We start from the raw sequence: 25,091 nt of genomic DNA, 5'->3' as shown, positions 1-25,091 counted from the left end.
AAAGGGCCCCTTCAAGGGGCCCCTGGGCCTTCGCCCGCCGCCCGGATGGGGCGTGCATGGTAAATCGAATTCAGTGTCCTCGTTCAGCCAACGGCGTGATTTTCGTTGAGTCTATGGATGCCAGCGGTGCCAGTCATTCCGTCCCAGTTATCACCGCGACCTTCACGCCAGCCGTTGATCCAGGCTTGGCGAACAGAAGGAAGATTGAAGGGGCAAAGTTCGCGGGATTTGCCGGTGACCCCGTATTGGTAACCACGTGAATATGCTCTTTCCAACGGATCACGCTTAAGTCTTCTCATAGGGTGTTGCCCTCACTTGTTGACTGTAATGTCCCGTCGGCCTCTCCGAGGCCGGGCAGAGTCGTTCTGCCGGTTTGCGCTCGCTGCCGGCGTGGCGAGCTGAAAGTGCCGCCTCGTTGCGAAGTGGCCTGAGACCAGTTCTATCGAATGCGAGTCACGGTGTGAATGACCGATTTGTCATAAGCACGTAACCTTTCCAAGGGTGAGGGGATAAGTAAATAAATGCGACTCAACCTTGTTTGCTGTTTAGCCCCGTATTGATCGGGTTTTGCCGTTCTTTGACGTCATTTCGCCAGCGTTGATGCGGATGACAGAAATAATTTGAAATGCGACGAAGGGTCACATCGGCCCGCAGATCGCCAGAATTTCTCGTACTGCCTGATGATCTAAGCTGTCTTTGCCACTGGGCCAAGCACGGATCGGTCAGGCGGCCCGGCTTTTCTGCCGCACGTTGTGTGCCGCAGAAGGCCACCCGCACGCCTGCTGGAAAGGTGTACGGGCAAACATCGCGGGGCGATGCGTCGCCCCGTCAGTCAAATAGCCCAAGGCGCTGGAATACTCATGTCGGACCGTTTCGAACTTTACCTCACCTGTCCCAAAGGCCTTGAAAGCCTGCTCGCCGAAGAGGCCAAAAGCCTCGGCCTTGACGAGGTGCGCGAGCACACCTCGGCCATTCGCGGCGCCGCCGACATGGAAACTGCCTACCGCCTGTGTGTCTGGTCGCGGCTGGCCAACCGCGTATTGCTGGTGCTCAAGCGCTTCTCGATGAAGAACGCCGACGACCTTTACGACGGTGTGCACGCGGTTGACTGGGCCGACCACCTGGCAGCCGACGGCACCCTGGCTGTGGAGTTCAGCGGCCATGGCTCCGGCATCGACAATACCCACTTCGGTGCGCTGAAGGTCAAGGATGCCATCGTCGACAAGCTGCGTAACCGTGAAGGCCTGCGCCCGTCCGTGGAAAAGATCGACCCTGACGTGCGTGTGCACCTGCGCCTGGACCGCGGCGAGGCCATTCTGTCCCTCGACCTGTCCGGGCACAGCCTGCACCAGCGTGGCTACCGCCTGCAGCAAGGTGCCGCGCCGCTGAAGGAAAACCTGGCGGCAGCGGTGCTGATCCGTGCTGGCTGGCCGCGTATCGCGGCCGAAGGTGGTGCCCTGGCCGACCCGATGTGCGGTGTGGGTACCTTCCTGGTCGAGGCCGCGATGATCGCCGCCGATATCGCCCCCAACCTCAAGCGCGAACGCTGGGGCTTCAGCGCCTGGCTCGGCCATGTGCCGGCGCTGTGGCGCAAGGTGCATGACGAGGCTCAGGCGCGCGCGCAGGCCGGCCTGGCCAAGCCACCATTGTGGATCCGTGGCTACGAGGCTGACCCGCGGCTGATCCAGCCGGGTCGCAACAACGTCGAGCGTGCCGGCTTGGGCGACTGGGTGAAGATCTACCAAGGCGAAGTCAGCACCTTCGAGCCACGCCCGGACCAGAACCAGAAAGGCCTGGTCATCAGCAACCCGCCCTACGGTGAGCGTCTGGGTGACGAAGCCAGCCTGCTGTACCTCTACCAGAATCTGGGCGAGCGCCTGCGCCAGGCCTGCATGGGCTGGGAAGCAGCGGTATTCACCGGCGCGCCGCAACTGGGCAAGCGCATGGGCATTCGTAGCCACAAGCAGTACGCGTTCTGGAACGGCGCATTGCCATGCAAGCTACTGCTGTTCAAGGTGCAGCCTGACCAGTTCGTCACGGGTGAACGCCGCGAAGCGCAGCCTGAAGGCAGCGAAACACGTCAGCAGGCGCCGCAGGCCAGTGAGCCAGCGCGGCTGTCGGAAGGGGCGCAGATGTTCGCCAACCGCCTGCAGAAGAACCTCAAGCAACTGGGCAAGTGGGCCCGTCGCGAGCAGGTCGACTGCTACCGCCTGTACGATGCCGACATGCCCGAATATGCCTTGGCGGTCGACCTGTACCAGGACTGGGTACACGTGCAGGAATACGCCGCGCCACGTTCGGTCGACCCGGACAAGGCTCAGGCGCGTCTGCTCGATGCACTGGCGGCCATCCCGCAGGCGCTGGGCATTTCGCCGCAGCGTGTAGTGCTCAAGCGTCGCGAGCGGCAAAGCGGTACGCGCCAGTACGAACGTCAGGCTACCGAGGGCCGCTTCCAGGAGGTGAACGAAGGTGGCGTCAAGCTGCTGGTCAACCTCACCGACTACCTGGATACCGGCCTGTTCCTCGACCACCGCCCGATGCGTATGCGCATCCAGCGCGAGGCCGCTGGCAAGCGCTTCCTCAACCTGTTCTGCTACACCGCCACGGCCACCGTGCACGCGGCCAAGGGCGGTGCGCGCAGCACCACCAGCGTCGACCTGTCGAAAACCTACCTGGACTGGGCACGGCGCAACCTGGCGCTCAATGGCTATTCCGAGCGCAACCGCCTGGAGCAGAGCGATGTAATGGCCTGGCTGGAAGGCAACCGTGACAGCTACGACCTGATCTTCATCGACCCGCCAACCTTCTCCAACTCCAAGCGTATGGAAGGCGTATTCGACGTGCAGCGTGATCATGTGCAACTGCTGGACCTGGCCATGGCCCGTCTGGCGCCGGGTGGCGTGCTGTATTTCTCCAACAACTTCCGCAAGTTCCAGTTGGACGAACACCTGATGGCGCGGTACGTGGTAGAAGAAATCAGCGCCCAGACCCTGGACCCGGACTTCGCCCGTAATAACCGTATCCATCGCGCCTGGCGTATGCAGCTTCGGTGAGGCGACGAGGTACATTGCGCGGCTAATGGCCAATAGCTATAACTGAGGGCAGGGCAAGATAATCCGCAGGACGCTGACGTGACGAGATGGGTGTATGTCAAAGTGTGGCGTGCGTGCGCGGTTGCTTGGCTTGTGCACAGAGAGGGCGTCCGCCTGGGTGATGGCGCTGATCGCACTGGTGGCCGGCGGCTTGTTGACCGCTGTCTTGGCATTTGCCGCGCACACCTTCTACAAGCAGCAGCTGCGCCAGCGCTTCGAGTTGCTGGCCAGCGAGCGCTTCAGCCGTATTGCCGAGCGCTTTGACGAACAGCAGCAGCGCCTGGATGGGCTTCGGCGGTTTTTCAGCTTTTCCAACGAAATCACCCCGCGCGAATTCGAAGGCTATGCTCGGCCATTGCTGCAACGCACCCTGGCCTATGCCTGGGCGCCCCGCGTCGAGGCTGTGCAACGCGCCGAATTCGAGCGTCTGGCCAGTGCCCATACCGGCCCAGGCTATGTGATCCGTGACCAGGACGCGCAAGGCCAATGGCGCCCGGCGTCGCAGCGCGACCATTACTTTCCGGTGCTCTATACCCAATCGGGCGAACGGCCTGGGTTGCCTTATGGCCTGGACCTCGCTGGTCAAAGCGGGCCCCAGGCGGCCCTGGCGCGGGCGCTGGGGCCGGGCAGCATGGCGGTGTCCGAGCCATTGGCCCTGTTCGATTCCCGCTCGGCAGAGCGCGGCCTGCTGATGGTGGCGCCGGTATTTTCCGATGCCGATCCTCGCGGTGCGGCAGCCGGTTATGTGGTGGCCTTGCTGAGCATGCGCGAGCTGGTCGGCGACGGTCGGCCGGTCGCGGCTGATGACAACCTTGTCGTGCGCATCACGGACCCGTCTGGGTTACAAGGCCCGGTCGTGATGTTCGATTCGCAAAATCCGGTCGCGCCCTTGGCCCTGGCCAGCAATCAGTTGTTGCGCCTGGCCGATCACCATTTCCAGCTGAGCATTCAACCGAGCCAGGCGTTCGTGCAGTGGAACCGCTCCTCGGCAGTGCTGGCGGTCGGTTTGTTGGGCGGATTGTTGAGCTTGTTGCTCAGCGTGCTGCTCTACAGCCTGTTCAGCCAGCGTCAGCGCGCCCTGGCCCTGGTGGCGCAGCGTACTGCAGAGTTGCAGGTCAGCGAGCAGTCGTTGCGTGGCACCCACAACCAACTGCGCAGTGTGCTGGATGCCGCGACCCAGGTGGCGATCATCGCCACCAACCTCAAAGGGGTGGTCAGCACGTTCAACGCCGGTGCCGAACGCATGCTCGGTTACGCGGCCAGCGAAGCGATCGGCCGGTTGCGCCTTGAAGACCTGGTACTGCCGGAGGAGCTCAACCTGCGTGCCCAGGCCTTGAGCTTGCGCTTTGGCCGCGCCATTGCTGGCGGCCAGGCGATGTTCGCTGAAACGGTGCAGGCGCACGGGGCCGAGCCCGGCGAGTGGACCTTGCTACGTGCCGATGGCAGCCAGCTGGTCGCCAACATGCTGGTGACTGCCATGCTCGACGAACAGGGGTTGTGGGTTGGCTACCTGGCCATCTGCATTGACGTTACCGAGCGGTGCCGGGTGCATGAGGCGTTGGCTGCACGTGACCGGTTGCTGGAAAAGCTCAGCGCCGAGGTGCCGGGCGGCATCTACCAATACCGCCTGGACGCCAATGGCCATTCGTGCTTTCCATACGCCAGCATGGGCCTGTATGACATTTACGAGGTCGACCTGATGCAGTTGCGTGAGGATGCCGCGGCGGTGTTCGAACGTATCCACCCTGATGACCTGGAGCGTGTGCGCCGCTCGGTGCGCTATTCGGCCGAACACCTGTCACCCTGGCGCGAGGAGTATCGTGTCTGCCTGCCACGGGCGGGGCTGCGCTGGGTGCGTGGCGAGGCAACGCCGGAAGTGGGCGAGCAGGGCTGCACCCTGTGGCATGGCTACCTGACAGACATCTCCGACCTGAAGGGCGTGGAGGAAGAGTTGCGGGCGCTGTCGGTCACCGACTCGCTGACCGGAATCCATAACCGTCGCTACTTCCAGGAGCGGCTCAAGATCGAACTGGAACGGGCCCAGCGCGATGGCTTGGCACTGTCGGTGATCATGCTCGACATCGATCACTTCAAGCGCATCAACGACCGTTTCGGTCATGCCGTCGGCGACCGGGTGTTGCGCAGCCTGTGCCAGCGCATCGGTCAGCGTCTACGCCGTACCGATGTGTTCTGCCGCTTGGGCGGGGAAGAGTTCATGGTGCTTTGCCCGGGCAGTGATGTCGACCAGGCGCGGCTGCTGGCGTTGGAGTTGTGGCAAGGGGTGCGCAATGTGCCGGTGGAAGGTGTGGGCCAGGTGACCGCGAGCTTTGGTGTGGCGCAGTGGCGGTCGGGCGAGGGCGCCGATGCCTTGCTGTTGCGCGCCGATGCCGGCGTGTACGCGGCCAAACAGGCCGGCCGGGACCGGGTGGAGGGAGAGCCGGTATAAAACAGTGCGCGCGGTCGGCGTAGGGGCCGCTTTGCGGCCCTTGCGCGACGCAAGGCCGCTCCCGCGTCGACCGCGGAAGCCGGCCCGGGTAATGCCGGTGGAGTCAGTTGGACGCTGTGCTGCCAGCCAGCTTCGGCTGGCGATACAGGTCAAGCAACACCTGGTCCAGCACCTGCGAGGCTCCCCACGGTTTCGGATCGTTGAGGATCGCCGCCACCGCCCAGGTATGCCCGTTGCGGTCACGGCTGAAGCCGGCAATCGCACGCACAGTGTTCAGTGTGCCGGTCTTGATATGGCCTTCACCGGTCATCGCAGTGCGCTTGAGACGCTTGCGCATCGTGCCGTCCATGCCCACCAGCGGCATCGAGCTCATGAACTCGGCCGCGTAAGGGCTCTTCCAGGCGGCTTTGAGCATCTCGGCCATTTCCCGGGTACTGACCCGTTCGGCACGCGACAGGCCAGAGCCGTTTTCCATCACCAGATGCGGCGCGGTAATGCCCTTTTTCGCCAGCCATTGGCGTACCACGCGTTGGGCAGCACGGCCGTCGTCGCCATCGGCATCGGTGCGGAACTGCGCGCCAAGGCTTAGGAACAGCTGCTGGGCCATGGTGTTGTTGCTGTACTTGTTGATGTCGCGGATCACTTCCACCAGGTCGGGCGAGAAGGCGCGGGCCAGCAGGCGAGCGCTCTTGGGCACATTCTCGATGCGGTCGCCACCCTGGATGTTGCCACCCAGTTCGCTCCAGATCGCGCGCACGGCACCGGCGGCGTAGGTTGGGTGGTCGAGCAGCGACAGGTAGGTTTGCGAGTTGCAGCCGTCACCCAGTTGGCCGCTGACCGTTACACTGATGCCGTCGGCCTGAGGCACCGGGTTGTAGCGCACATCACCGGTGCATTTCTTCGAGGCTACCGCCTTGACCTGGTTGTCGATGCGGATGCGGGCAATAGGCGGCTCGACTGCGACGGTGACTTTGCCACCGTCATTGCGGGCCACGAAACGCAGGGCCTTGAGGTTGACCAGCAGCGAGTCGGGCTTGACCAGGAACGGCTTGTTCTCATCACCGCCGTCGTCGTTGAACTGCGGCAGGTTGGGTTGCACGAAGTGGCTGCGGTCCAGTACCAGGTCACCGGTGACGGTGCGCACGCCATTGGCGCGCAGGTCACGCATCAGCAGCCACAGCTTTTCCATGTTCAGTTTGGGGTCACCGCCACCTTTAAGGTAGAGGTTGCCGTTAAGCACGCCGTTGTTCAGGGTGCCGTCAGTGTAGAACTCGGTTTTCCACTGGAAGGTCGGGCCAAGCAGCTCGAGGGCGGCGTAGGTGGTAACCAGTTTCATGGTCGACGCCGGGTTCACCGACACATCGGCATTGAATACGGTCGGGGTGCCGGGGCCGTCCAGCGGCAGCATCACCAGCGACAGCGCTGTGTCCTGCAGTTTGTTGGCCTTGAGCGCCTGCTGCACTTTGGCAGGCAGGGTGGTATTGACGGCGGCGTGGCTGGGCAAGGCAAGCGGCAACAGCAGGCCGGCAAGAACGAGGGGACGAAGCATTTTGATCATAGTGAGCGAATACCCTGCGGCGAGGGAAAAGGGCTTTGGGGCTGTAAGAGATGATGGCCCCACGACGTAAACAGTACGCATTATGCCCCAAGCGCAGCCGCGATGCGTCACGTTCGACGGAAAAGCATCGTCAATAAAAAGGCCACCCGAATGGGGTGGCCTTTTCAGCAGTCAACCTTCTCAGCCCGAAGCTGACAAGTATCACTCAGCCTTGTTGATCGGCTTTTCCGGGTACCAGGCGTCCAGCAGCGGGCTGACTTCGACCTTGGTCAGTTCGCCACGGCCCTTCAGCCAGGCCTCAACGGCAGCGCGCTGTTCTTCGCTGACCGAGCCGCGCTTGACCGAGCACACCAGGCCGAAATCGTCACCGCCTACATAATCCAGGCCGTTGGCGTCCATGGCTTCTTCCAGGAACGCGTCGAGGAAAGCATCGATTGCCTGGTCGTCCAGATCTTCCTTGAATTCCAGGTTCAGCTCGAAGCCCAATTCCTGAAACTCGTCGACACACAGCTTCTTGCGCAGACGACGGGAGCGGTTTGTGGCCATGAAACAATCCTCTTAGGTAATAACGCCGCGCAGTCTACCAGTTAACATGGCTGGCTGCCTGCCTGAGTGTCTGTGCTTGTGGCCAATTCCTTGGCCAGCGCACGTTCCACTCGGCACATATGCCGTGCCAGCGCCTGGCGCCGCAGGCGCACCTGGGCAGTGGACAAGCCGCTGGCCTCGAGGGCTTCACAGGCCGCCATCAGGTCAGGGGCTTCCAGCATCCGCGCGGCGCTGAGCACCTTGTGGGCCTGCTCGGCAATGGCGCCGCTGTCATGCTGCGGGTGCAGCGCCATCAGGCTGGCCAGGTCGGCCTGAAGGCTCTGATGCAAGGCTTCCAGGAAGCGCTGACGGTCGACCGGGTCAGGCCCGACCACGGCGGCCAGGCCGTCCAGCTGGTACAGCCTGCGGCGGGGGCGGCGCTGGCGGCGCGGGCGAATGCCAGCCAGGCGCTGGCTGAGGGTGCTCAGGCTGATGGGCTTGAGCAGGCAGTCGTCCATGCCGGCGGTCAGGCACTTGCGGCGTACTTCGGGCTGTGCGTTGGCGGTATAGCCGAGGATGGTGCAGCGTGGCCGCTTGCCATGGCGTTCTTCGGCGCGCACGGCAGTCGCCAGCTGGTAACCGTTCATGTGCGGCATGTTGCAGTCGAGTACCAGTACATCGAACTCGCCTGTGCGCCAGGCGGCCAGGCCTTCTCGCCCATCGCGGGCGCTGGCGTGCTCCAGGCCCAGGTAGCCAAGTTGTTGCGCCATCAGTTGCAGGTTGGCCGGGTGGTCATCAATGACCAGCACGTTCAGCCGTGGGTCGGGCACGTCGAGCTGCTCGGGCAGCGGTGTCGGCTGCGCTGCGCCATCAACCCGTTGCAGCGGCATCTTCAGGCGTACCTGGGTACCGACATCCTCCAGGCTTTTCATGGTCAGGCTGCCGCCCATCATTTCGCACAGGTTGCGGCAGATGGCCAGGCCCAGCCCGGTACCTGCACGGGCGCCCTGGCTGTGCGGGTTGGCCTGGATGAACGGGTTGAACAGGCGCAGCAGGTCATCGGGGTGGATGCCAATGCCACTGTCGCGCACCTCCAGCTCCAGTACTGCCGGTGTGCTGGTACCATCATCCAGCAAGCCGACGCAGATGCGCACCTGACCATGCTCGGTGAACTTGATGGCATTGCTCACCAGGTTGGACAGCACCTGCTTGAAGCGCAGCGGGTCAAGCAGGACATGGCAGCGTGCGGCCGGGGCGATCTGCACCTCCAGGGCCAGGCCTTTCTGCCGCGCCTGGCCATCGAACATGCGCCCCACCGATTCGACCAGCGCCGCCAGGTCGACCACCTCCGGGGCCAGGGACAAGTGCCCGGACTCGATGCGTACGATGTCGAGAATGTCACCGATCAGGCCTAGCAGGTCTTTGGCCGAATGGTGCGCCAGTTCCAGCGCGCTGCGGTCCACCCGGCCCTGGTCGGCGCGCTTTACCGCCAGTTCCAGCATGCCGATCACGGCGTTCATCGGGGTACGGATTTCGTGGCTGATGGTTGCCAGGAACGTGCTCTTGGCGCGGTTGGCATCGTCGGCCTGCTGCTTGGCCTGGCGCAGTTCCATGACCAGTTGGCGGCGTTCGCTGATGTCGATCCAGCCACCGATGATCCCCTGCACCTCACCCAGGGAGTCGCGGTACGGCAAGATCCAGTGGTAGATGGTCAGGTCCCGGCCCTTGATCCGTAATGGACGGTCCTTGATCAGCGGCGAGCCAGCAGCCATGACTTTCTGGTAATCGGCCTGGATCTGCAGGGCCTGCTCGGAATCGGCAAACAGGCTGTCGTTCAGTTTTCTGCCGATCACTTGATCGGAGCGGGCCTGCACCGCTTCAAGGTAGCTGTAGTTGCAACTTTTCAGGCAACCCTCGCGGTCACGCACATACATGGGGTGGGGCGTACCGTTGAGCAGGGCGCGCATGAATGCCAGTTGGTCGTTCAGCGCGCGTTCGGCGCGCTGGCGTTGGCGAATCTGCAGGCGCAGGCGGGCATTCCAGAGCAAGGCCAGCAGCAGAAGTACGGCCGTGGCCAGCACCACCTGCAGGGCAAGCCGGCTGTAGCCTTTGGTGTTGTCATCCTCATGCCTGCCAAAGCCGCGCCAGCGGTTGTTGATTATCCCCAGCTCCTCCGGTGAGATGCTCAGCAAAGCCTTGTCGAGGATAGACAACAGCGCCGGTGACGGGGCTGTGGTGGCCATGGCGAAGTTGGCGGGTTCGCTGTCGACCGAGGTGCGGATGACCAACTCGGGGTTGCTGGCCAAGGCGTGGTTGGCGTCGATCAGGGTGGTGATCACCGCATCGACGGCCCCGCTGTTGAGCAACGCCATGGCGTAGAACGCGCTTTCGGTCTCGACCCAGCTTATCTTTGGATAGTCCCGGGACAGCATGGCGTTCAGGGTGCTGTAGCGGGTAATGGCGATGCGATGCCCCTGCAACTGCTCCAGTGAACTCAGTGTGTTGTTGCCCTTGCGGTTCACCAGCACATAGGCGCTTTCGAGGTAGGGGCGGCTGATTTGCAGATCGTCCCCTGCTTTCCCGGCACTGGCCAGTGCGGCGATGACATCAGCCCGGCCATCCTTGAGGCGGGCGACCATGTCGGCAATGCCATTGGCGCGCTGCACTTCGAAACGCAACCCGGTGCGCAGGCGAATGAGCTCCAGCAGGTCGGCGGTGATGCCTCGGAAATGCCCCGAATCATCGAAATAGGACAGAGGCGCAGCCGCGTCATCTGCCGCCACCCGCATCACGGGATGCTTCTGCAACCACTGTTGCTCGGCCTCGCTCAACTGCAGTTGGCGATCGCTCAGCAGCAGGTCGCTGCCAGCACTCCAGCGTTTGAAGATACTGGAGCGTATGGCCGGGCTCTGCCTGTCCAGGATGGAGTTCACCAGGTCCAGCAGCACGGTATCTTGCTGGCGCAAGGCAAAACCGAAGCCGATGGCCTCGTGCTTGCCGAAGTTGGCCATGCGCAGGCCGGGCAGATGGCCGCGGTTGAGCTGATAGTGCGTGGAGATGGTATCGCCGATGAACACGTCGGCCTGGCCGAACGCGACGGCATTCAGTGCCTGGCTGGAAGAACCGAAGGCCAGTAGGTCGGCCTTTGGGTAGACGCTGAGGACTTCCTGTCTGGGCAAATAGTGGTAGAGCATGCTCAGGCGCATGCCGGCAAGGTCCATGTCCAGCGCCCGGTTCTCGTCTTCACGCGTTACCAGTACGGGCTGGTCGACGGCGTAGGGCTGCGACAGTACCAGGCCGTCACTGGCCGCTTCGTAGCCATTGGCGCTGCCCAGCAGGTCGATATCGCCGTGTCGTAGCGCCTCCACTGCTGCCTGCCGGCTGGAGAAACGCAGCACCCTCACTGGTAACTGCAAGGCCTTGCCGATCAGGCTTGCATATTCGGCGGTCAGGCCCTGGTAGTCGTTGCCGCCACCGGTGATGTCGAACGGCGGATAGTCGGGTGCCGAGGTGCCCAGCACCAGTTCCTGACGGTCTTCGAGCCATTGTCGTTGTTCGGACGTGAGCACGGGCTGGACCGGTCGGGCCGATGAGCGCGCGATCAACGTAAAGGAAGCGGCTTCGCGGTGGCTGGCCTGTGCTGCGCCGCTGAACAGCAGCAGGGCGAGCAGCAGACGATTGATAGATCGGGCCATGACCACGTTAGACCAGCGCGTTGCGCTTGGCCATCTCGATCAGGTCGACCAGCGTATTGACTTGCAGCTTGTGCATGAGGCGTTTCTTGTAGGTACTGACAGTCTTGCTGCTGAGGAACATGCCCTTGGCAATTTCCTTGTTGCTGCGGCCTTGGGCGAAGAGTTGAAGTACCATCAGTTCGCGGTCATTTACCTGGCGGAAAAGTTGCAGGTCACTGTCGGTCGCCTGGTTGTTTTTTATTGCCTGGCTGGGGAAGTAGTTATAACCGGCCAGTACGGCCTTTATTGCGCTGAGCAGTTCACTCAGGTCTTCCTGCTTGCAGACATAACCTGCTGCGCCCGAGTGCATGCAACGTACCGCAAACAATGCCGGGGACTGTGCAGTCAATACCAGAACCTTCAAGGGCAGGGCCATGCTCTGAAAGCGGGCCAGCACCTCCAGGCCGTCTAGCTTGGGGATGCTGATGTCCAGGATGACCAGGTCGGGGTTGCTCTCGCGGATCATCTGCATGGCGTCTACGCCGTTGTCCGACTCGCCGACAATCTTGTAATTCTGGTTTTCCAGCAACATACGGACGGCCAGGCGAATGACCGGGTGGTCGTCAACGATAAATATGGAGTGCATGTTCAACTTCCCTGCGATCGATTGAGGGTGACAGAAGGCACCTTATCGCAGTTGGAAGTCCTCGGGCGTGCGAGGAATGGCTGTTAGGCTCATATGGGAAACGGCTTACAGGATAAAACAAAATAGACTACGTAATAGGCGCGTTTAACTAGATGTCAAAGCGATTTTGGTAACTTTTCATTAGTTTTTATTCGTGCTGTTTAGTCTGGCCCCCGTTGGTGTAGGAAGTTTCCTGCAAGTGTGGTGCAGCGTCTGGCCTGGCCCGCGCTGCACCTACGCGTTTCAGGTCGGGCTGGAGCGCCCGGTCATCTCCCGGGCCATTTCGCTGGCATAGCTGTCGGTCATGCCGGCGATGAAGTCGATCATGCGCAGGAAGGCGCTGTGCAACGAGGCATGCGGGTCTGGTGCATTGTTGCCGATCAGGTCCAGCACCCTGCGACTCTTGAACGATGGCGTACGTCCACCGTGCTGTTCCAGGGCTGCACCGCAGAACGTGTTCAGCAGAATCTCCAGGGTGGTGTAGGCGCCGATTTCGTGCAGGGTCTTGCGCTTGTCCTGGAAGATCTTGTTGCGTGCCATGTCCTTGGCTTGCAGTACGCAGCGTTTGGCTGGGCCATGCATGTGTTCCACCAGGTCGCCCGCCAGTTGCCCGGCCAGCAACGCCTGCTGTTGTTCGACGAAGGCGTGGGCGGCGGCGTTGGTCAGGTGTTCGATGGCCTTGCCGCGCAGGATGGCCAGTTTGCGTCGGCGGGAGTCGCGTGGGCCGAGCTGGCGGTAGGTTTCTGGCAGGTCATCGCCGACCAGATCGAGCAACAGCGCTTCGACTTCGGCGTATTGCAGCAGCTCCATTTCCAGGCCGTCTTCCAGGTCGATCAGCGCGTAGCAGATGTCATCGGCAGCCTCCATCAGATACACCAGTGGGTGGCGCGCCCAGCGCTGGTGTTCCAGCTGCGGCAGGCCGAGCTTGCGGGCGATCTGTTCGAGCAGGGGCAGTTCGCTCTGATAGCTGCCGAACTTGTGTTTCTTGTAGCCCAGGGCGTCGGCATGGCGGGCGCTCCAAGGGTACTTGAGGTAGGTGCCGAGGGTGGCATAGGTCAGCCGCGTCCCCCCATCGAACTGGTGGTATTCCAGTTGGGTGAGCACGCGAAAGCCTTGGGCATTGCCTTCGAAGTTGAGAAAGTCGGCCCGCTCGTCATCGCTCATGTCGTCCAGCCAGCCACGCCCGGCGGCCTGCTGGAACCAATGGCGAATGGCGTCCTCGCCGGAGTGGCCGAATGGCGGGTTGCCGATGTCGTGGGCCAGGCAGGCTGACTGCACGATCATCCCCAGGTCACTGGGGGCGCACCAGTCCGGCAGGTTGTCGCGCAGGGTTTCGCCGACGCGCATGCCCAGCGAGCGGCCGACGCAGCTGACTTCCAGCGAATGAGTCAGGCGCGTATGGATATGGTCGTTGCTCGACACCGGGTGCACCTGGGTCTTGCGGCCGAGGCGGCGGAAGGCGCCGGAGAAAATGATGCGGTCATGGTCTTTGTGGAAGGGGCTGCGCCCGAGTTCATCGGCGCTGTACAGGGCTTTGCCCAGCCGTTCGCGGGTAAGCAAGGTGTGCCAGTCCAAGGCGCGTTCTCCTGTAGTTTGAAGGCAGCAGCATAACCCGCAGCAAGGGCATTGTGCTGCCGGGACGCGCACTGGTCAGGGGCGGCGGCTGCCTTGCAGGTACAGGCGTACCAGCGGCAGCAGGGTGCTGCCCAACCGTACCAGGCGCGTCAGGTTGCCGCTGCGTACGCCCTTGCCGGTAAGAAAGCCCAGCGCCACCACGGCGCCGATGCCCCACAGTGGCGCATGCTTGATACCCAGGCCTTCATGTAACGAGCTGCCCATACCGCGCACGCGGCGCAGTGGTTCAAGCAACTGCCCGGACTCATGGCGGATTTCCTGGCGGTGCATCTCCATGCGCAGGCGCAGCAGCGCCTTGCGCAGTTCGCGCGGGTTACGCGTGTTTGGCAGTTCTGGCAGGCTCATGGCAACAGGCGCTCCCTGTCCTTGGCAAGTTCTTCGAGGGTGGCGCCGAAGGGCGATGATTCGTCGAACACCGCCGCCTTCAGGCGCATGGCACAGTACAGTGCGGCAATGCCATAGAACACGCACAGGCCAATGATACCGGTCAGTCGATAGCTGTCCCACAGCAGCACCAGCAGCAGCCCGGACAGTGCGGTCAGCAGCAGCAGGGCGAACACCAGCGCCAGGCCAGCGAACAGCAGCAGGCTCAAGGTGCGGCCCTTCTGCTCCTGTAACTCGATACCGAACAGCTCGATGTGACTGTGCAGCAGCCCCAGCATGGCTGCGCCCAGGCGCTTGCCCGAAGCGCCGGCGCCGTTGGCGTCATTCTCCATGGGTTCCCCTTAGCGCCGGTTGGCCAGCAGACCGATCAACAGGCCGACACCGGCCGCGATGCCGATCGCCTGCCACGGGTTTTCCTGCACGTACTGCTCGGCGCTGCCCAGCGCCGCCTGACCGCGTTCTCGTACCGAGTCCTGGGTCAGCTGCAGGGTTTCGCGGGCCTGGGCCAGGCGCTCGTGAATCTGCTCGCGCAATTCGTCGGCCTGGTCGCCGGCCAGGTTGGCGGTGTCGGCCAGCAGCTTCTCGGTGTCGCGCACCAAGGCCTGGAAGTCAGCCATCAATATCTCTTGTGCATTCTTTGCCGATTTGCTGGCCATGGGTCTCTCCCTGTCGATGAGTGTTGGTAGTTCGAGTGACAGCACGCATTGAAGGTTCAAGTGCGGGTGCTGGTATGGGCCTTGCTAAGTCTTTGCCACGTTGCGGAGCGCCTGTGACCGGTTTTGCGCCGATTCAGGGCGCCCACGCAGCGGATACCGATAAACCTTAACCCAATCCACGACAAACCCAAGAAAAAACCACGCAGGCTTCACCCCGCTCACCTGAACAGGGTAGGGGCTGGCACCGTTTCGGTGCAGGGATGCAGGTTCTTGAACTGTCCTGGTGCCTTTTTCAGCAGGTCTGCCTATTTCATGGAAAACATGCACAGCGCTATGGACTCTCTGGTCCACGGTTCCAATACCCTGTTCATTCTCATGGGCGCCATTCTGGTGCTGGCCATGCATGCCGGCTTTGCGTTTCTTGAAGTGGGCACGGTGCGCCACAAGAACCAGGTCAACGCCTTGTCGAAGATCCTCAGCGACTTTGCCATCTCGGCGCTGGTTTACTTCTTTATAGGCTACTGGATCGCCTATGGGGTCAACTTCTTCCAGCCGGCGACGACGCTGGCTGTCGACCATGGCTATGCGCTGGTCAAGTGCTTCTTCCTGCTGACCTTTGCGGCGGCGATTCCGGCGATCATTTCCGGGGGCATCGCCGAGCGGGCGCGATTCGTGCCGCAGTTGTGCGCCACGGCGTTGATCGTGGCGTTCGTCTATCCGTTCTTCGAGGGTGTGGTGTGGAACGGCAACCTGGGCGTGCAGGCTTGGCTGCAGGCACGCTTCGGCGCACCGTTCCATGACTTTGCCGGGTCTGTCGTGGTACATGCCATGGGGGGCTGGCTGGCGCTGGCGGCGGTACTGCTGTTGGGAGCGCGCCGTGGGCGTTACCGCGATGGCCGCTTGGTGGCGTTCGCGCCGTCGAGCATTCCCTTTCTGGCGCTGGGCTCGTGGATCCTCATCATCGGCTGGTTCGGGTTCAACGTCATGAGTGCTCAGACCTTGCAGGGCGTCAGCGGCCTGGTGGCGATCAACTCGCTGATGGCCATGGTGGGGGGGACCCTGTCAGCGTTGCTGGCCGGGCGCAACGACCCGGGCTTCCTGCATAACGGCCCGCTGGCCGGGCTGGTAGCGATCTGCGCAGGTTCCGATCTGATGCACCCGGTTGGAGCGCTGGTCACCGGCCTGGTGGCGGGGGCTCTGTTTGTCTGGACCTTCACCGCAGCGCAAAATCGCTGGAAAATCGACGATGTCCTGGGTGTGTGGCCGTTGCATGGCCTGTGTGGCGTGTGGGGGGGTATCGCCTGTGGTGTGTTCGGCCAGGTGGCGTTGGGCGGCATGGGCGGTGTCAGCCTGGTCAGCCAGCTGCTGGGCAGCCTGATGGGTGTGCTGGTGGCCTTGGCTGGTGGCTTTGCCGTGTACGGAGCAATTCGTGCGCTGCATGGCCTTCGCTTGAACCATGAGCAGGAGTTCCAGGGCGCGGACCTGTCGCTGCACCGAATCGGTGCTACCAGCCAGGATTGAGCCAGGTCAGGTGCAGGGTGGGCGTAGCGGGCCTAGAATAGGCTTCTGTGTACGCCAACCCGGGACCTGCCCCATGCTGCCTGAATGTCAACTGTTCGGTACCCTCGGCTGCCACCTGTGCGAAGTGGCCGAGGCCGTGTTGATGCCTCTCGTCGATCATGGCCTGCTGGTAGAGCTGGTCGACATCGCCGAGAACGAGCTTTTGTTCGAGCGTTATGGCCTGATCATTCCGGTGCTGAGGCGCTGTGACAACGGCGCCGAGCTGCACTGGCCGTTCGATACCGAACAAGTGGTGGCCTTTCTTGGGCAATGATGGCTGCAGAGGAGTTGCAACCCTGCTCCATGATCTGTGAAGCGAGCTGATGATCGTGTGGAGGCGCACCGTCGCCGGTAACCTTCTCCATCATCGGAATAGCTCGCCATGTTGATCACTCCACATTTCACCTTCGATGAAATGACCGTCTCCCAGCTCGCTGCCCGGGATGGGTTCGATAATGCACCGCCCCTCGAAGCCAGGGCCAACCTGCAGTTGCTGTGCTGTGCGCTGGAACAGGTACGTGCATTGTTCGACGCGCCCATCATCATCAGCAGCGGGTATCGCAGTGAAAGGGTCAATCAGTTGATCGGTGGCGCCTCCGGCAGCCAGCACGTGCAAGGGCTGGCGGCGGACTTCACGGTGATCGAGGTCAGCCCGCGCGAGACCGCCCGGCGCATCAGCGAAAGTGCGGTGCCCTTCGATCAGTTGATCCTGGAATTCGACAAATGGGTGCATCTGTCGGTGACGCGCGGCACGCCGCGCAGGCAGGTGCTGACCCTGCGCAAAGGCAGCGGCTACCTGGTGGGCCTGCAATGAAGCGCATTGACGGCAGCAAGGGGATGTTCGTATGCTGTATATAAATACAGTATCGAGGTAAAGCCATGCTCAATGTCGAGCAACTCAAGTACAGCGTCAACCGCATGCCCGTGGAGCGGGTGGCTGACGCCGTTCTGGAACTGCGCCTCGAAGGCCTGGTGACCGGCGACTGCACGCCGTTCGGCAAAGTCCACTTCAACACCTGCTTCGCCGAGATCGAGGCCTTGTTCCAGCGGGCCGGTTACCACCGAGGACTGGATGTGGTGGGCTATCAGGGGTTGCTCTATGCACTCTACGACCCTGGGCGCTGGGAGCCGGTGCAGGTGCTGCGCTGGCTGAAGGAACGCTGCGAGGCGATGGCCCGGGCTGGTTGAGGGGGCGGGCTTGGGCGATAATGCGCGGCCATGAACGTCTCGAGCCCAGCCATGATCACGCCTTTCGACCCTGCCCGCCAGCAAGCCAGTACGGTGTGCCTGCCACCTGGTAACTGGGTGACGGTGCTCGATTGTTTGTGTGACCATTTCAAGGCCATCGACCGCGCCCAGTGGCTTGACCGTTTTGCCCGTGGCCGAGTGCTGGATGCCGAGGGGCAGGCAGTTGCCGCCGATCTGCCTTACAAGCGTGGCATGCGTTTGCATTACTTTCGCGAGGTGCCGAACGAACGGCCGATCCCGGTGCAGGAGGTGGTGCTGCATGTGGACGAGCACCTGGTGGTGGCCGATAAACCGCATTTCCTGCCGGTGACACCGACCGGTGAATACGTCGAGCAGACCTTGTTGCGCCGCCTGATCCGTCGCCTGGACAACCCGCACCTGGTGCCATTGCACCGCATCGACCGGCACACCGCGGGGCTTGTGCTGTTCTCCGCCAACCCGCACAGCCGCAGCGCCTACCAGCGGCTGTTCCCCGAGCGGCGTATCGACAAGCGTTATCAGGCCATTGCCGCTGCCATGCCGCAGCATGCCTTTCCGCTGGTGCACAAAAGCCGCCTGGTGCATGGCGAGCCATTTTTCCGCATGCATGAGGTGGAGGGTGAGGCCAACAGTGAAACCCTGGCCGAGGTGCTGGAGAAGAACGGTGAACGATGGCGCTATGGGCTGTCGCCAGTGACCGGCAAGACCCATCAGTTGCGTGTGCACATGGCAGCCTTGGGGGCAGGGATCAGCAATGACCCGTTCTATCCGCAATTGCTCAACGAAGAGGATGACTACCAGCGGCCGCTGAAACTGTTGGCGCAGAGCCTGCGTTTCGAGGACCCGCTGAGTGGCGAAGAGCGCTACTTCGAGAGCCGCTTGCGGTTGGACTGGTAACACAGCAAGCGGGCTTGCCTGCGAAAGGGCCCGACCTGCGGGCCAATCTCCACCCGCCGTTCACCGTTGCCGGCGCTACCGTATTCGCGGGTAAACCCGCTCCTACATACGTACGGTGGTTCGGCACAGCCGTTGTAGGAGCGGGTTTACCCGCGAACACCGGCAGAGCCGGTGTCACCCCCAGCGGAAGTCTCGAGCTTCAGCGGTTGAAGCGCTCCACCAGCGAATACTGGCTGCCCGCCGTGCTGGTCAGTTCTTCGCTCAGCAGTGCCGAGTGCTGCGCCTGTTCGGCGGTCTGGTCGGCCAGTTCGGCAATGGTGCTGATGTTGCGGCTGATCTCGTCAGCCACAGCGGTCTGCTCCTCGGTTGCAGCTGCAATCTGCGTGGCCATGTCGGTAATATTGGCCACCGCTTCGCTGATGCCTACCAGCGCCTCGTCAGCCTGCATAACCCGATCAACACCTTCCTGTGCCTGGCGGTGGCCGGTTTCCATGGTCAGTACTGCGTTGCTGGCGGTCTGTTGCAGCTTGGCGATCAAACCGTGAATCTGCCCGGTGGATTCGGCGGTGCGCTGGGCCAACTGACGCACTTCATCAGCCACCACGGCAAAACCACGGCCCATTTCACCGGCGCGCGCCGCTTCAATGGCTGCGTTCAGCGCCAGCAGGTTGGTCTGGTCGGCGATGCCCTTGATCACGTCGACCACGCCTCCAATCTCGTCGCTGTCTTTGGCCAGTTGCGTAACCGTCTGGCCGGTCTCGCCCACAGCCGCCGACAGACGTTCGATGGCCTCGCGGGTTTCTCCGGCAATCTGCCGGCCCTGGCTGGTCAGGCGGTTGGCTTCCTGGGTGGCATCGGCGGTGCGCTGCACATGGTTGGCCACTTCCTGAGTGGTGGCAGCCATCTGGTTTACCGCAGCGGCGACTTGCTCGGTCTCCACCCGCTGGCGCTCCAGCCCCGAAGAGCTCTTGTGCGCCAAGGCATCGGACTGGCGTGCCTGGTCGCTCAGGTGTTCGGCACTGTCTTGTAGGCGCGTCAGGCAGGTTTTCATGCGTGCGTCCTGGCTGAGCATCGCCATTTCCAGGCGCGCCTGCACGCCACGGCTGTCGGTGTACATCTGCGCGATCAGTGGGTCGGAAGTGGTTTGCTCGGCCAGTCGCAGCAGGCGCTTGAGGCCGCGTTGCTGCCAGCTCAGACCAAGCAGGCCCAGTGGTACCGAAAGCCCTGCGGCCAAGGCAAAGCCCCAGGAATGACCCAGCCAGTTGCCGATCAGGAAGCCCATCTGGCTGATCAGGATGAACGGTAGCCAGTCCTGCAGCACCGGCAGCCACTTGTCGCGGCGCGGTACCGGCGGCTTGCCCTGGTTGATGCGCTGGTACAGGGCCTCGGCGCGGCGGATCTGCTCGGCGGTGGGCTTGACCCGCACCGACTCGAAGCCGACGACCTGGTTGTTATCGAAGATGGGGGTGACATAGGCGTTGACCCAGTAATGGTCACCGGACTTGCAGCGGTTCTTGACGATACCCATCCACGGCTGGCCCTGCTTGAGGGTTTGCCACATATGGGCAAACACGGCAGGCGGTACGTCGGGGTGGCGCACCAGGTTGTGCGGTGCGCCAGTCAGCTCCTCGCGGGTGAAACCACTGATTTCGATAAAGGCATCGTTGCAGTAGGTGACCACACCCTTGGCGTTGGTGGTGGAGATCAACCGCTGCTGGGCAGGGAAAGTCCGTTCTCTCTGGGTAATCGGCTGGTTGTTACGCATGGGTGATAGTCCGCAGGGCTTTCGACAGGTATCGGCAAGCCGCTGGTTTTATTGAATGGATATTTGGTTCATTGGTTGCCATCAATGACGGGTGAGTCAGATGATGACCGAATGGGTGGCCAAGGGCCAGCCCTGTCGCGCGGGACTAGGACGCTTGCGGCTGTGGGGCATCGGCGCCCATGTAACCAAGCGCCGCCCGCGCGGCGCTTGGTTTAGAGAACGGCACAAATCTTGTGCCGGGCTATGCGTCTCAGTCAGCGATCATCTGGCGCAACACATAATGCAGAATTCCCCCCGCCTTGAAGTACTCCACCTCGTTCAGGGTATCAATCCGGCATAGCACCTCGATCTGTTCCTGCTGGCCATCCTCGCGGGTAATGCGCAAGGACAGGCTCATGCCGGGGCGGATATGTGCGTCGTCCAGCCCCAGTACGTCGATCTGCTCCTTGCCGGTCAGCCCCAGCTGTTTGCGGTTGTGCCCGGCCTTGAATTGCAGCGGCAACACGCCCATGCCTACCAGGTTGGAGCGGTGAATACGCTCGAAGCTTTCTGCCAGCACGGCCTTGACCCCCAGCAGGTTGGTGCCCTTGGCTGCCCAGTCGCGGCTCGAGCCGGTGCCGTACTCCTGGCCGGCAATCACCAGCAGCGGGGTGCCTTCCTGCTGGTAACGCATGGCTGCGTCGTAGATCGACAGCTTCTCGCCAGTGGGCACATGCAAGGTGTTGCCGCCTTCTTCACCTGGCAGCATTTCGTTGCGGATACGGATGTTGGCGAAGGTGCCGCGCATCATCACTTCATGGTTGCCACGACGCGAACCGTAGGAGTTGAAATCGCGTGGCTCCACACCCTGTTCTCGCAGGTAGCGCCCGGCCGGGCTGTCGGTCTTGATGTTGCCGGCGGGGGAAATGTGGTCAGTGGTCACGGAGTCGCCCAACAGTGCCAGCACCCGTGCGCCGTGAATATTGGCAATTTGTGGCGGCGGCCCGCCGATGCCGTCGAAGAACGGTGGGTGCTGGATGTAGGTGGAGTCAGCCTGCCACACGTAAGTGGCGGCCTGTGGCACCTCGATGGCCTGCCATTGCGCATCACCGGCAAACACTTCGGCGTATTCCTTGTGGAACATCGCCGTATCGACCTTGGCCACGGCCTCGGCAATTTCCTGCTGGCTCGGCCAGATATCCCGCAGGTAGACCGGTTGGCCGTCCTTGCCTGACCCCAGCGGGTCGCGTGTCAGGTCCAGGCGCACGCTGCCGGCCAGGGCGTAGGCCACCACCAGCGGGGGCGAGGCCAGCCAGTTGGTCTTGACCAGTGGGTGCACGCGGCCCTCGAAGTTGCGGTTGCCCGATAGCACCGAGGCCACGGTGAGGTCGGCGCTGCCAATGGCTTTTTCGATCGCCTCGTCCAGCGGGCCGGAGTTGCCGATGCAGGTGGTGCAGCCATAGCCGACCAGATCAAAACCGAGTTGGTCGAGGTAGGGCGTGAGCCCGGCTGCCTTGAAGTAGTCGGTGACCACCTTGGAGCCCGGTGCCAGCGAGCTCTTGACCCAAGGTTTGCGTTGCAGGCCTTTTTCCAGTGCTTTTTTCGCCACCAGCCCGGCAGCCATCATCACGCTGGGGTTGGACGTGTTGGTACATGAGGTGATCGCGGCAATCACCACGGCCCCATCGCGCAGGGTGTGGGTCTGGCCCTGATGGCTGTAGTCGATTGCGCCGGTCTGGTCGGCGTTGCCCACCGCCACACCGCCGCCGCCCTCGCTTTCCAGGCGGCCAACTTCTTTGGCCAGCGGTTTGGGCTGCAGCTCGATGAAGTGGTCGAAGGCTTGGCTGACCTGGCCCAGTGCTACGCGGTCCTGCGGCCGTTTGGGCCCGGCCAGGCTGGCTTCGACCTCGTCCATGTCCAGTGCCAGCGTGTCGCTGAATGACGGCTCATGGCCGGGCAGGCGCCACATGCCCTGCGCCTTGCAGTACTGCTCCACCAGCTGCACGGTCGCTTCGGGGCGGCCCGAAAGGCGCAGATAGTCCAGGGTGACCTGGTCGACCGGGAAGAAACCACAGGTGGCGCCGTATTCCGGTGCCATGTTGGCGATGGTCGCGCGGTCGGCCAGGGGCAGCTCGGCCAGGCCGTCGCCATAGAATTCAACGAACTTGCCCACCACGCCTTTCTTGCGCAGCATCTGCGTCACGGTCAGCACCAGGTCAGTGGCAGTGATGCCCTCCCGCAGCTTGCCGGTCAGCTTGAAGCCGATCACTTCGGGGATCAGCATCGATACCGGCTGGCCGAGCATGGCCGCTTCCGCTTCGATGCCGCCGACACCCCAGCCGAGTACGCCCAGGCCGTTGATCATGGTGGTGTGCGAGTCTGTGCCTACCAAGGTATCGGGGAAGGCATAGGTGCGGCCATCAGCCTCACGGGTCCACACCGTGCGGCCCAGGTATTCCAGGTTGACCTGGTGGCAAATGCCAGTGCCCGGGGGGACCACGCGGAAATTGTCGAAGGCGCTCTGGCCCCAGCGCAGAAAGGCATAGCGCTCACCATTGCGCTGCATTTCGATGTCGACGTTTTCGGCGAAGGCGTGCGGCGTGCCGTAGCGGTCGACCATTACCGAGTGGTCGATCACCAGGTCGACCGGTGACAGCGGGTTGATCCGTTGCGGGTCGCCGCCAGCCTTGGCCATGGCGGCGCGCATGGCCGCCAGGTCGACCACGGCGGGTACGCCGGTGAAGTCCTGCATCAGCACCCGCGCCGGGCGGTACTGGATCTCGCGGTCGGAGCGCCGTTCGCCCAGCCAGTGGGCAATGGCGCGCAAGTCGTCGCCGGTGACGGTCGCACCATCCTCCCAGCGCAGCAGATTTTCCAGCAGCACTTTCAGCGACATGGGCAGACGCTGCAGGTCACCCAGCTGGCGGGCGGCCTCGGTGAGGCTGAAGTAATGGTAGGTCTGGTCGCCGACCTTGAGGGGCTTGAGGGTGTTCAGGCTATCGAGCGAGGGCATTGCCAACTCCTTCTGCACCGGTGCCCGGCAAATATTCACGGTTTGCCGGCAGCACCGCTCTATATCGGTCCGCACGGCACGGACCTGGCTGAATGGTCAGGTTAGACCGGTTTACGCTACCTGACCCTTTTCTGGACCGGCGGGGCGTGTCGCAGGTTCCGAACTTCCTTTATCATCGCCGCCCTGCCGGCGCCTGTGGTGCGCCAGCCGTAGTGGAGTGAGAGATGAATACCCTGTTCATGCATTGCCGGCCCGGTTTCGAGGGCGAGGTTTGCGCCGAAATCAGCGAACATGCCGCCCGCCTGGGCATTGCCGGCTATGCCAAAGGCAAGCCGCAAAGTGCCAGCGCCGAGTTTGTCTGTAGCGAGGAGGGCGGTGCCGAGCGCTTGATGGGGGAGCTGCGCTTCAACCAGCTGATTTTCCCGCGGCAGTGGGCACGTGGCGGTTACGTCGAACTGCCGGAAAGTGACCGCATCAGCGTACTGCTGGCGCAGTTGGCCGATCTCCCGGTGTTCGGTAGCTTGTGGCTTGAGGTGCTGGACAGCAACGAAGGCAAGGAATTGTCTACCTTTTGCCGAAAGTTCGAAGTGCCGTTGCGCAAGGCCCTGGAGAAGGCCGGCCGCCTGGTCGACGACCCTGGCCGCCCACGTTTGCTACTGACCTTCATCAGCGGCCGGCGGGTATTTGTCGGCGTTGCATCGGCCAGCAACAGCGCGTTGTGGCCCATGGGCATCCCGCGCCTGAAGTTCCCTCGCGAGGCACCTAGCCGTTCGACACTCAAGCTGGAAGAAGCCTGGCACCAATTCATTCCGCGTGAGCAGTGGGAGCAGCGTCTGGGTGATGACATGACCGGTGTCGACCTGGGAGCCTCGCCGGGCGGCTGGACCTACCAGCTGGTGCGCCGTGGCATGCTGGTGACAGCCATTGACAACGGGCCGATGGCCGAAAGCCTGATGGACACCGGCCTGGTCCAGCACTTGATGGCCGATGGCTTTACCTGGCAGCCAAAGCAGCCGGTAGACTGGATGGTGTGCGATATCGTCGAGAAGCCGGCGCGTACCACCTCGCTGATCGAAACCTGGCTGGGTGAGGGGTTGTGCCGCGAGGCAGTGGTCAACCTGAAGTTGCCGATGAAGCAGCGTTATGCCGAAGTACGGCGCCTGCTCGACCGTATGGAGGCAACATTCAAGGCACGCAAGATCAGGGTGTCGATTGCCTGCAAGCAGCTTTACCACGACCGTGAAGAAGTAACCTGCCACCTGCGGCGGCTCGATTTGAAGCCACGCTGAGGCCAGCGTGTCGTTCTGTTTCTGCCTCTGCCTCTGCTTTTGCTGTTGCTTCTAAGCGCGCGATAGTTCAGGCGACACAGATTGCGACTTCAGGAGGCCGAGTGCAGGGTTTGCGAAGGGAGGTGACGGGCATGGATGCCCGTCAAGCGCTGGGCCCCAGGATGGGGCCTGCAGCGCGGTCCTCCCGGGAGCAAGCCCGGAGCGAGGGGACCCCGGAGCGCAGCGCAGGGGCCGGATGATGGGAGCCGACGGTTTTTGGTTCCTTTTTGCCACGACAAAAAGGGACCCGCCGTAAGGGCGGAAAGGTGACTATGCGCCACCTTCGCGAATGAATACCTACTTGATGTGGATGCTCACATCCAAGAAGCAAGAAGCAAGAAGCAAAGAGCGAACTCGTCTGTTTTGACTCGGCGAACCGTCCATTTGCGATGGCGACGCTGACTCACCTTTTCGCCCTTACGGCCATCCCTTTCAAGGTCTTTTGGTTTTGGCGGCTTTGATGACCCGATCCGTCGAAACATGAGCATGTACAGCCGTCCCTTGCGCCCAGGCCTTCGCTTTGAGCACCTTGGGGCCTCGTGGGCTTTTCGCAACCTGTCTGGGCTGGATGTTTCTGGCCAGCTCCAGCAGGCGCTGAGCCAGGTTTTCCATCGGAACAACGGGCATGTACTCGGATGGCAGGGCAATCTGCATGCCTTCGTACCCC

General features: G+C 62.6%; 19 protein-coding genes and 1 pseudogene. 8 read left to right on the top strand and 12 right to left on the bottom strand.

The window, feature by feature from the left end:
* Positions 1–83: 83 nt before the first annotated feature.
* A complete protein-coding gene (gene rmf, locus ACF8GF_RS20030; RefSeq protein ID WP_003248687.1) occupies positions 84–299 on the bottom strand; it encodes a ribosome modulation factor in 216 nt (71 codons plus the stop codon).
* A gap of 561 nt (positions 300–860) precedes the next feature.
* On the opposite strand from rmf, the gene rlmKL reads away from it, so the two are divergent.
* Both rlmKL and ACF8GF_RS20020 read left to right on the top strand, forming a co-directional pair.
* A complete protein-coding gene (rlmKL, locus tag ACF8GF_RS20025) occupies positions 861–3,053 on the top strand; it encodes a bifunctional 23S rRNA (guanine(2069)-N(7))-methyltransferase RlmK/23S rRNA (guanine(2445)-N(2))-methyltransferase RlmL (protein WP_392488402.1) in 2,193 nt (730 codons plus the stop codon).
* A 94-nt stretch (positions 3,054–3,147) separates the two neighbouring features.
* Complete coding sequence (locus tag ACF8GF_RS20020; RefSeq protein WP_392488401.1) at positions 3,148–5,538, top strand: diguanylate cyclase; 2,391 nt, start codon at positions 3,148–3,150, stop codon at positions 5,536–5,538.
* A gap of 103 nt (positions 5,539–5,641) precedes the next feature.
* Here ACF8GF_RS20020 and dacB read toward each other — a convergent pair whose 3' ends face one another.
* The 8 genes from dacB to ACF8GF_RS19980 form a co-directional block, all read right to left on the bottom strand.
* Complete coding sequence (dacB, locus tag ACF8GF_RS20015; RefSeq protein ID WP_392488400.1) at positions 5,642–7,096, bottom strand: D-alanyl-D-alanine carboxypeptidase/D-alanyl-D-alanine-endopeptidase; 1,455 nt, start codon at positions 7,094–7,096, stop codon at positions 5,642–5,644.
* A 201-nt stretch (positions 7,097–7,297) separates the two neighbouring features.
* Complete coding sequence (locus tag ACF8GF_RS20010; RefSeq protein WP_176684425.1) at positions 7,298–7,642, bottom strand: YggL family protein; 345 nt, start codon at positions 7,640–7,642, stop codon at positions 7,298–7,300.
* Positions 7,643–7,683: 41 nt separating this feature from the next.
* A complete protein-coding gene (locus ACF8GF_RS20005) occupies positions 7,684–11,316 on the bottom strand; it encodes an ATP-binding protein (protein WP_392488399.1) in 3,633 nt (1,210 codons plus the stop codon).
* A 7-nt stretch (positions 11,317–11,323) separates the two neighbouring features.
* A complete protein-coding gene (locus ACF8GF_RS20000; protein WP_176684423.1) occupies positions 11,324–11,941 on the bottom strand; it encodes a response regulator transcription factor in 618 nt (205 codons plus the stop codon).
* 282 nt (positions 11,942–12,223) lie between these two features.
* Positions 12,224–13,555 (bottom strand): deoxyguanosinetriphosphate triphosphohydrolase, encoded by a 1,332-nt coding sequence (locus tag ACF8GF_RS19995; protein ID WP_176684422.1) that lies wholly within the window; start codon positions 13,553–13,555, stop codon positions 12,224–12,226.
* A 75-nt stretch (positions 13,556–13,630) separates the two neighbouring features.
* Entirely contained in the window at positions 13,631–13,960 is a 330-nt protein-coding gene (locus ACF8GF_RS19990; protein WP_014591805.1) for a hypothetical protein, read from the bottom strand.
* Positions 13,957–14,331, bottom strand: a complete 375-nt coding sequence (locus ACF8GF_RS19985; protein ID WP_392460975.1) for a phage holin family protein — start codon at positions 14,329–14,331, stop codon at positions 13,957–13,959. Before ACF8GF_RS19985 ends, ACF8GF_RS19990 begins: the two co-directional genes overlap by 4 nt.
* 9 nt (positions 14,332–14,340) lie before the next feature.
* Entirely contained in the window at positions 14,341–14,655 is a 315-nt protein-coding gene (locus tag ACF8GF_RS19980; protein ID WP_021785453.1) for a YqjD family protein, read from the bottom strand.
* Between the two features lie 312 nt (positions 14,656–14,967).
* Between ACF8GF_RS19980 and ACF8GF_RS19975 the strand changes: the two genes are divergently transcribed.
* The 5 genes from ACF8GF_RS19975 (at position 14,968) to ACF8GF_RS19955 (ending at position 18,339) form a co-directional block, all read left to right on the top strand.
* Positions 14,968–16,176, top strand: coding sequence for an ammonium transporter (locus ACF8GF_RS19975; protein WP_392488398.1), 1,209 nt, complete (start codon positions 14,968–14,970; stop codon positions 16,174–16,176).
* A 73-nt stretch (positions 16,177–16,249) separates the two neighbouring features.
* Positions 16,250–16,489: a glutaredoxin family protein gene (locus ACF8GF_RS19970; RefSeq protein ID WP_176684420.1), complete on the top strand. Its 240-nt coding sequence runs from the start codon at positions 16,250–16,252 to the stop codon at positions 16,487–16,489.
* A 108-nt stretch (positions 16,490–16,597) separates the two neighbouring features.
* Positions 16,598–17,029 carry a D-Ala-D-Ala carboxypeptidase family metallohydrolase gene (locus ACF8GF_RS19965; protein ID WP_339444116.1) on the top strand — a complete coding sequence of 144 codons (432 nt, stop codon included), beginning with the start codon at positions 16,598–16,600 and terminating at the stop codon, positions 17,027–17,029.
* Positions 17,030–17,094: 65 nt separating this feature from the next.
* Positions 17,095–17,403 (top strand): transcriptional regulator, encoded by a 309-nt coding sequence (locus ACF8GF_RS19960; protein WP_103443928.1) that lies wholly within the window; start codon positions 17,095–17,097, stop codon positions 17,401–17,403.
* 51 nt (positions 17,404–17,454) lie between these two features.
* Positions 17,455–18,339 (top strand): pseudouridine synthase, encoded by an 885-nt coding sequence (locus ACF8GF_RS19955; protein WP_392460972.1) that lies wholly within the window; start codon positions 17,455–17,457, stop codon positions 18,337–18,339.
* Between the two features lie 199 nt (positions 18,340–18,538).
* On the opposite strand, the gene ACF8GF_RS19950 is transcribed toward ACF8GF_RS19955, so the two are convergent.
* Together ACF8GF_RS19950 and acnA are read right to left on the bottom strand one after the other, a co-directional pair.
* The gene (locus ACF8GF_RS19950; protein ID WP_176684417.1) at positions 18,539–20,104 is read right to left on the bottom strand and encodes a PAS domain-containing methyl-accepting chemotaxis protein; all 1,566 of its coding nucleotides are present in this window, start codon (positions 20,102–20,104) and stop codon (positions 18,539–18,541) included.
* Between the two features lie 250 nt (positions 20,105–20,354).
* Positions 20,355–23,096, bottom strand: a complete 2,742-nt coding sequence (acnA, locus tag ACF8GF_RS19945) for an aconitate hydratase AcnA (RefSeq protein WP_392488397.1) — start codon at positions 23,094–23,096, stop codon at positions 20,355–20,357.
* A 224-nt stretch (positions 23,097–23,320) separates the two neighbouring features.
* On the opposite strand from acnA, the gene rlmM reads away from it, so the two are divergent.
* Positions 23,321–24,385 carry a 23S rRNA (cytidine(2498)-2'-O)-methyltransferase RlmM gene (rlmM, locus tag ACF8GF_RS19940; RefSeq protein WP_176684415.1) on the top strand — a complete coding sequence of 355 codons (1,065 nt, stop codon included), beginning with the start codon at positions 23,321–23,323 and terminating at the stop codon, positions 24,383–24,385.
* A gap of 471 nt (positions 24,386–24,856) precedes the next feature.
* Here rlmM and ACF8GF_RS19935 read toward each other — a convergent pair.
* Positions 24,857–25,091 (bottom strand): annotated as a pseudogene (locus ACF8GF_RS19935) (IS4 family transposase); the annotation flags it as partial.

This window comes from Pseudomonas sp. yb_5 (assembly GCF_043103865.1).
Taxonomy (GTDB): Bacteria; Pseudomonadota; Gammaproteobacteria; order Pseudomonadales; family Pseudomonadaceae; genus Aquipseudomonas; species Aquipseudomonas putida_Y.
This window is presented reverse-complemented; position numbering and strand designations above follow the sequence as displayed.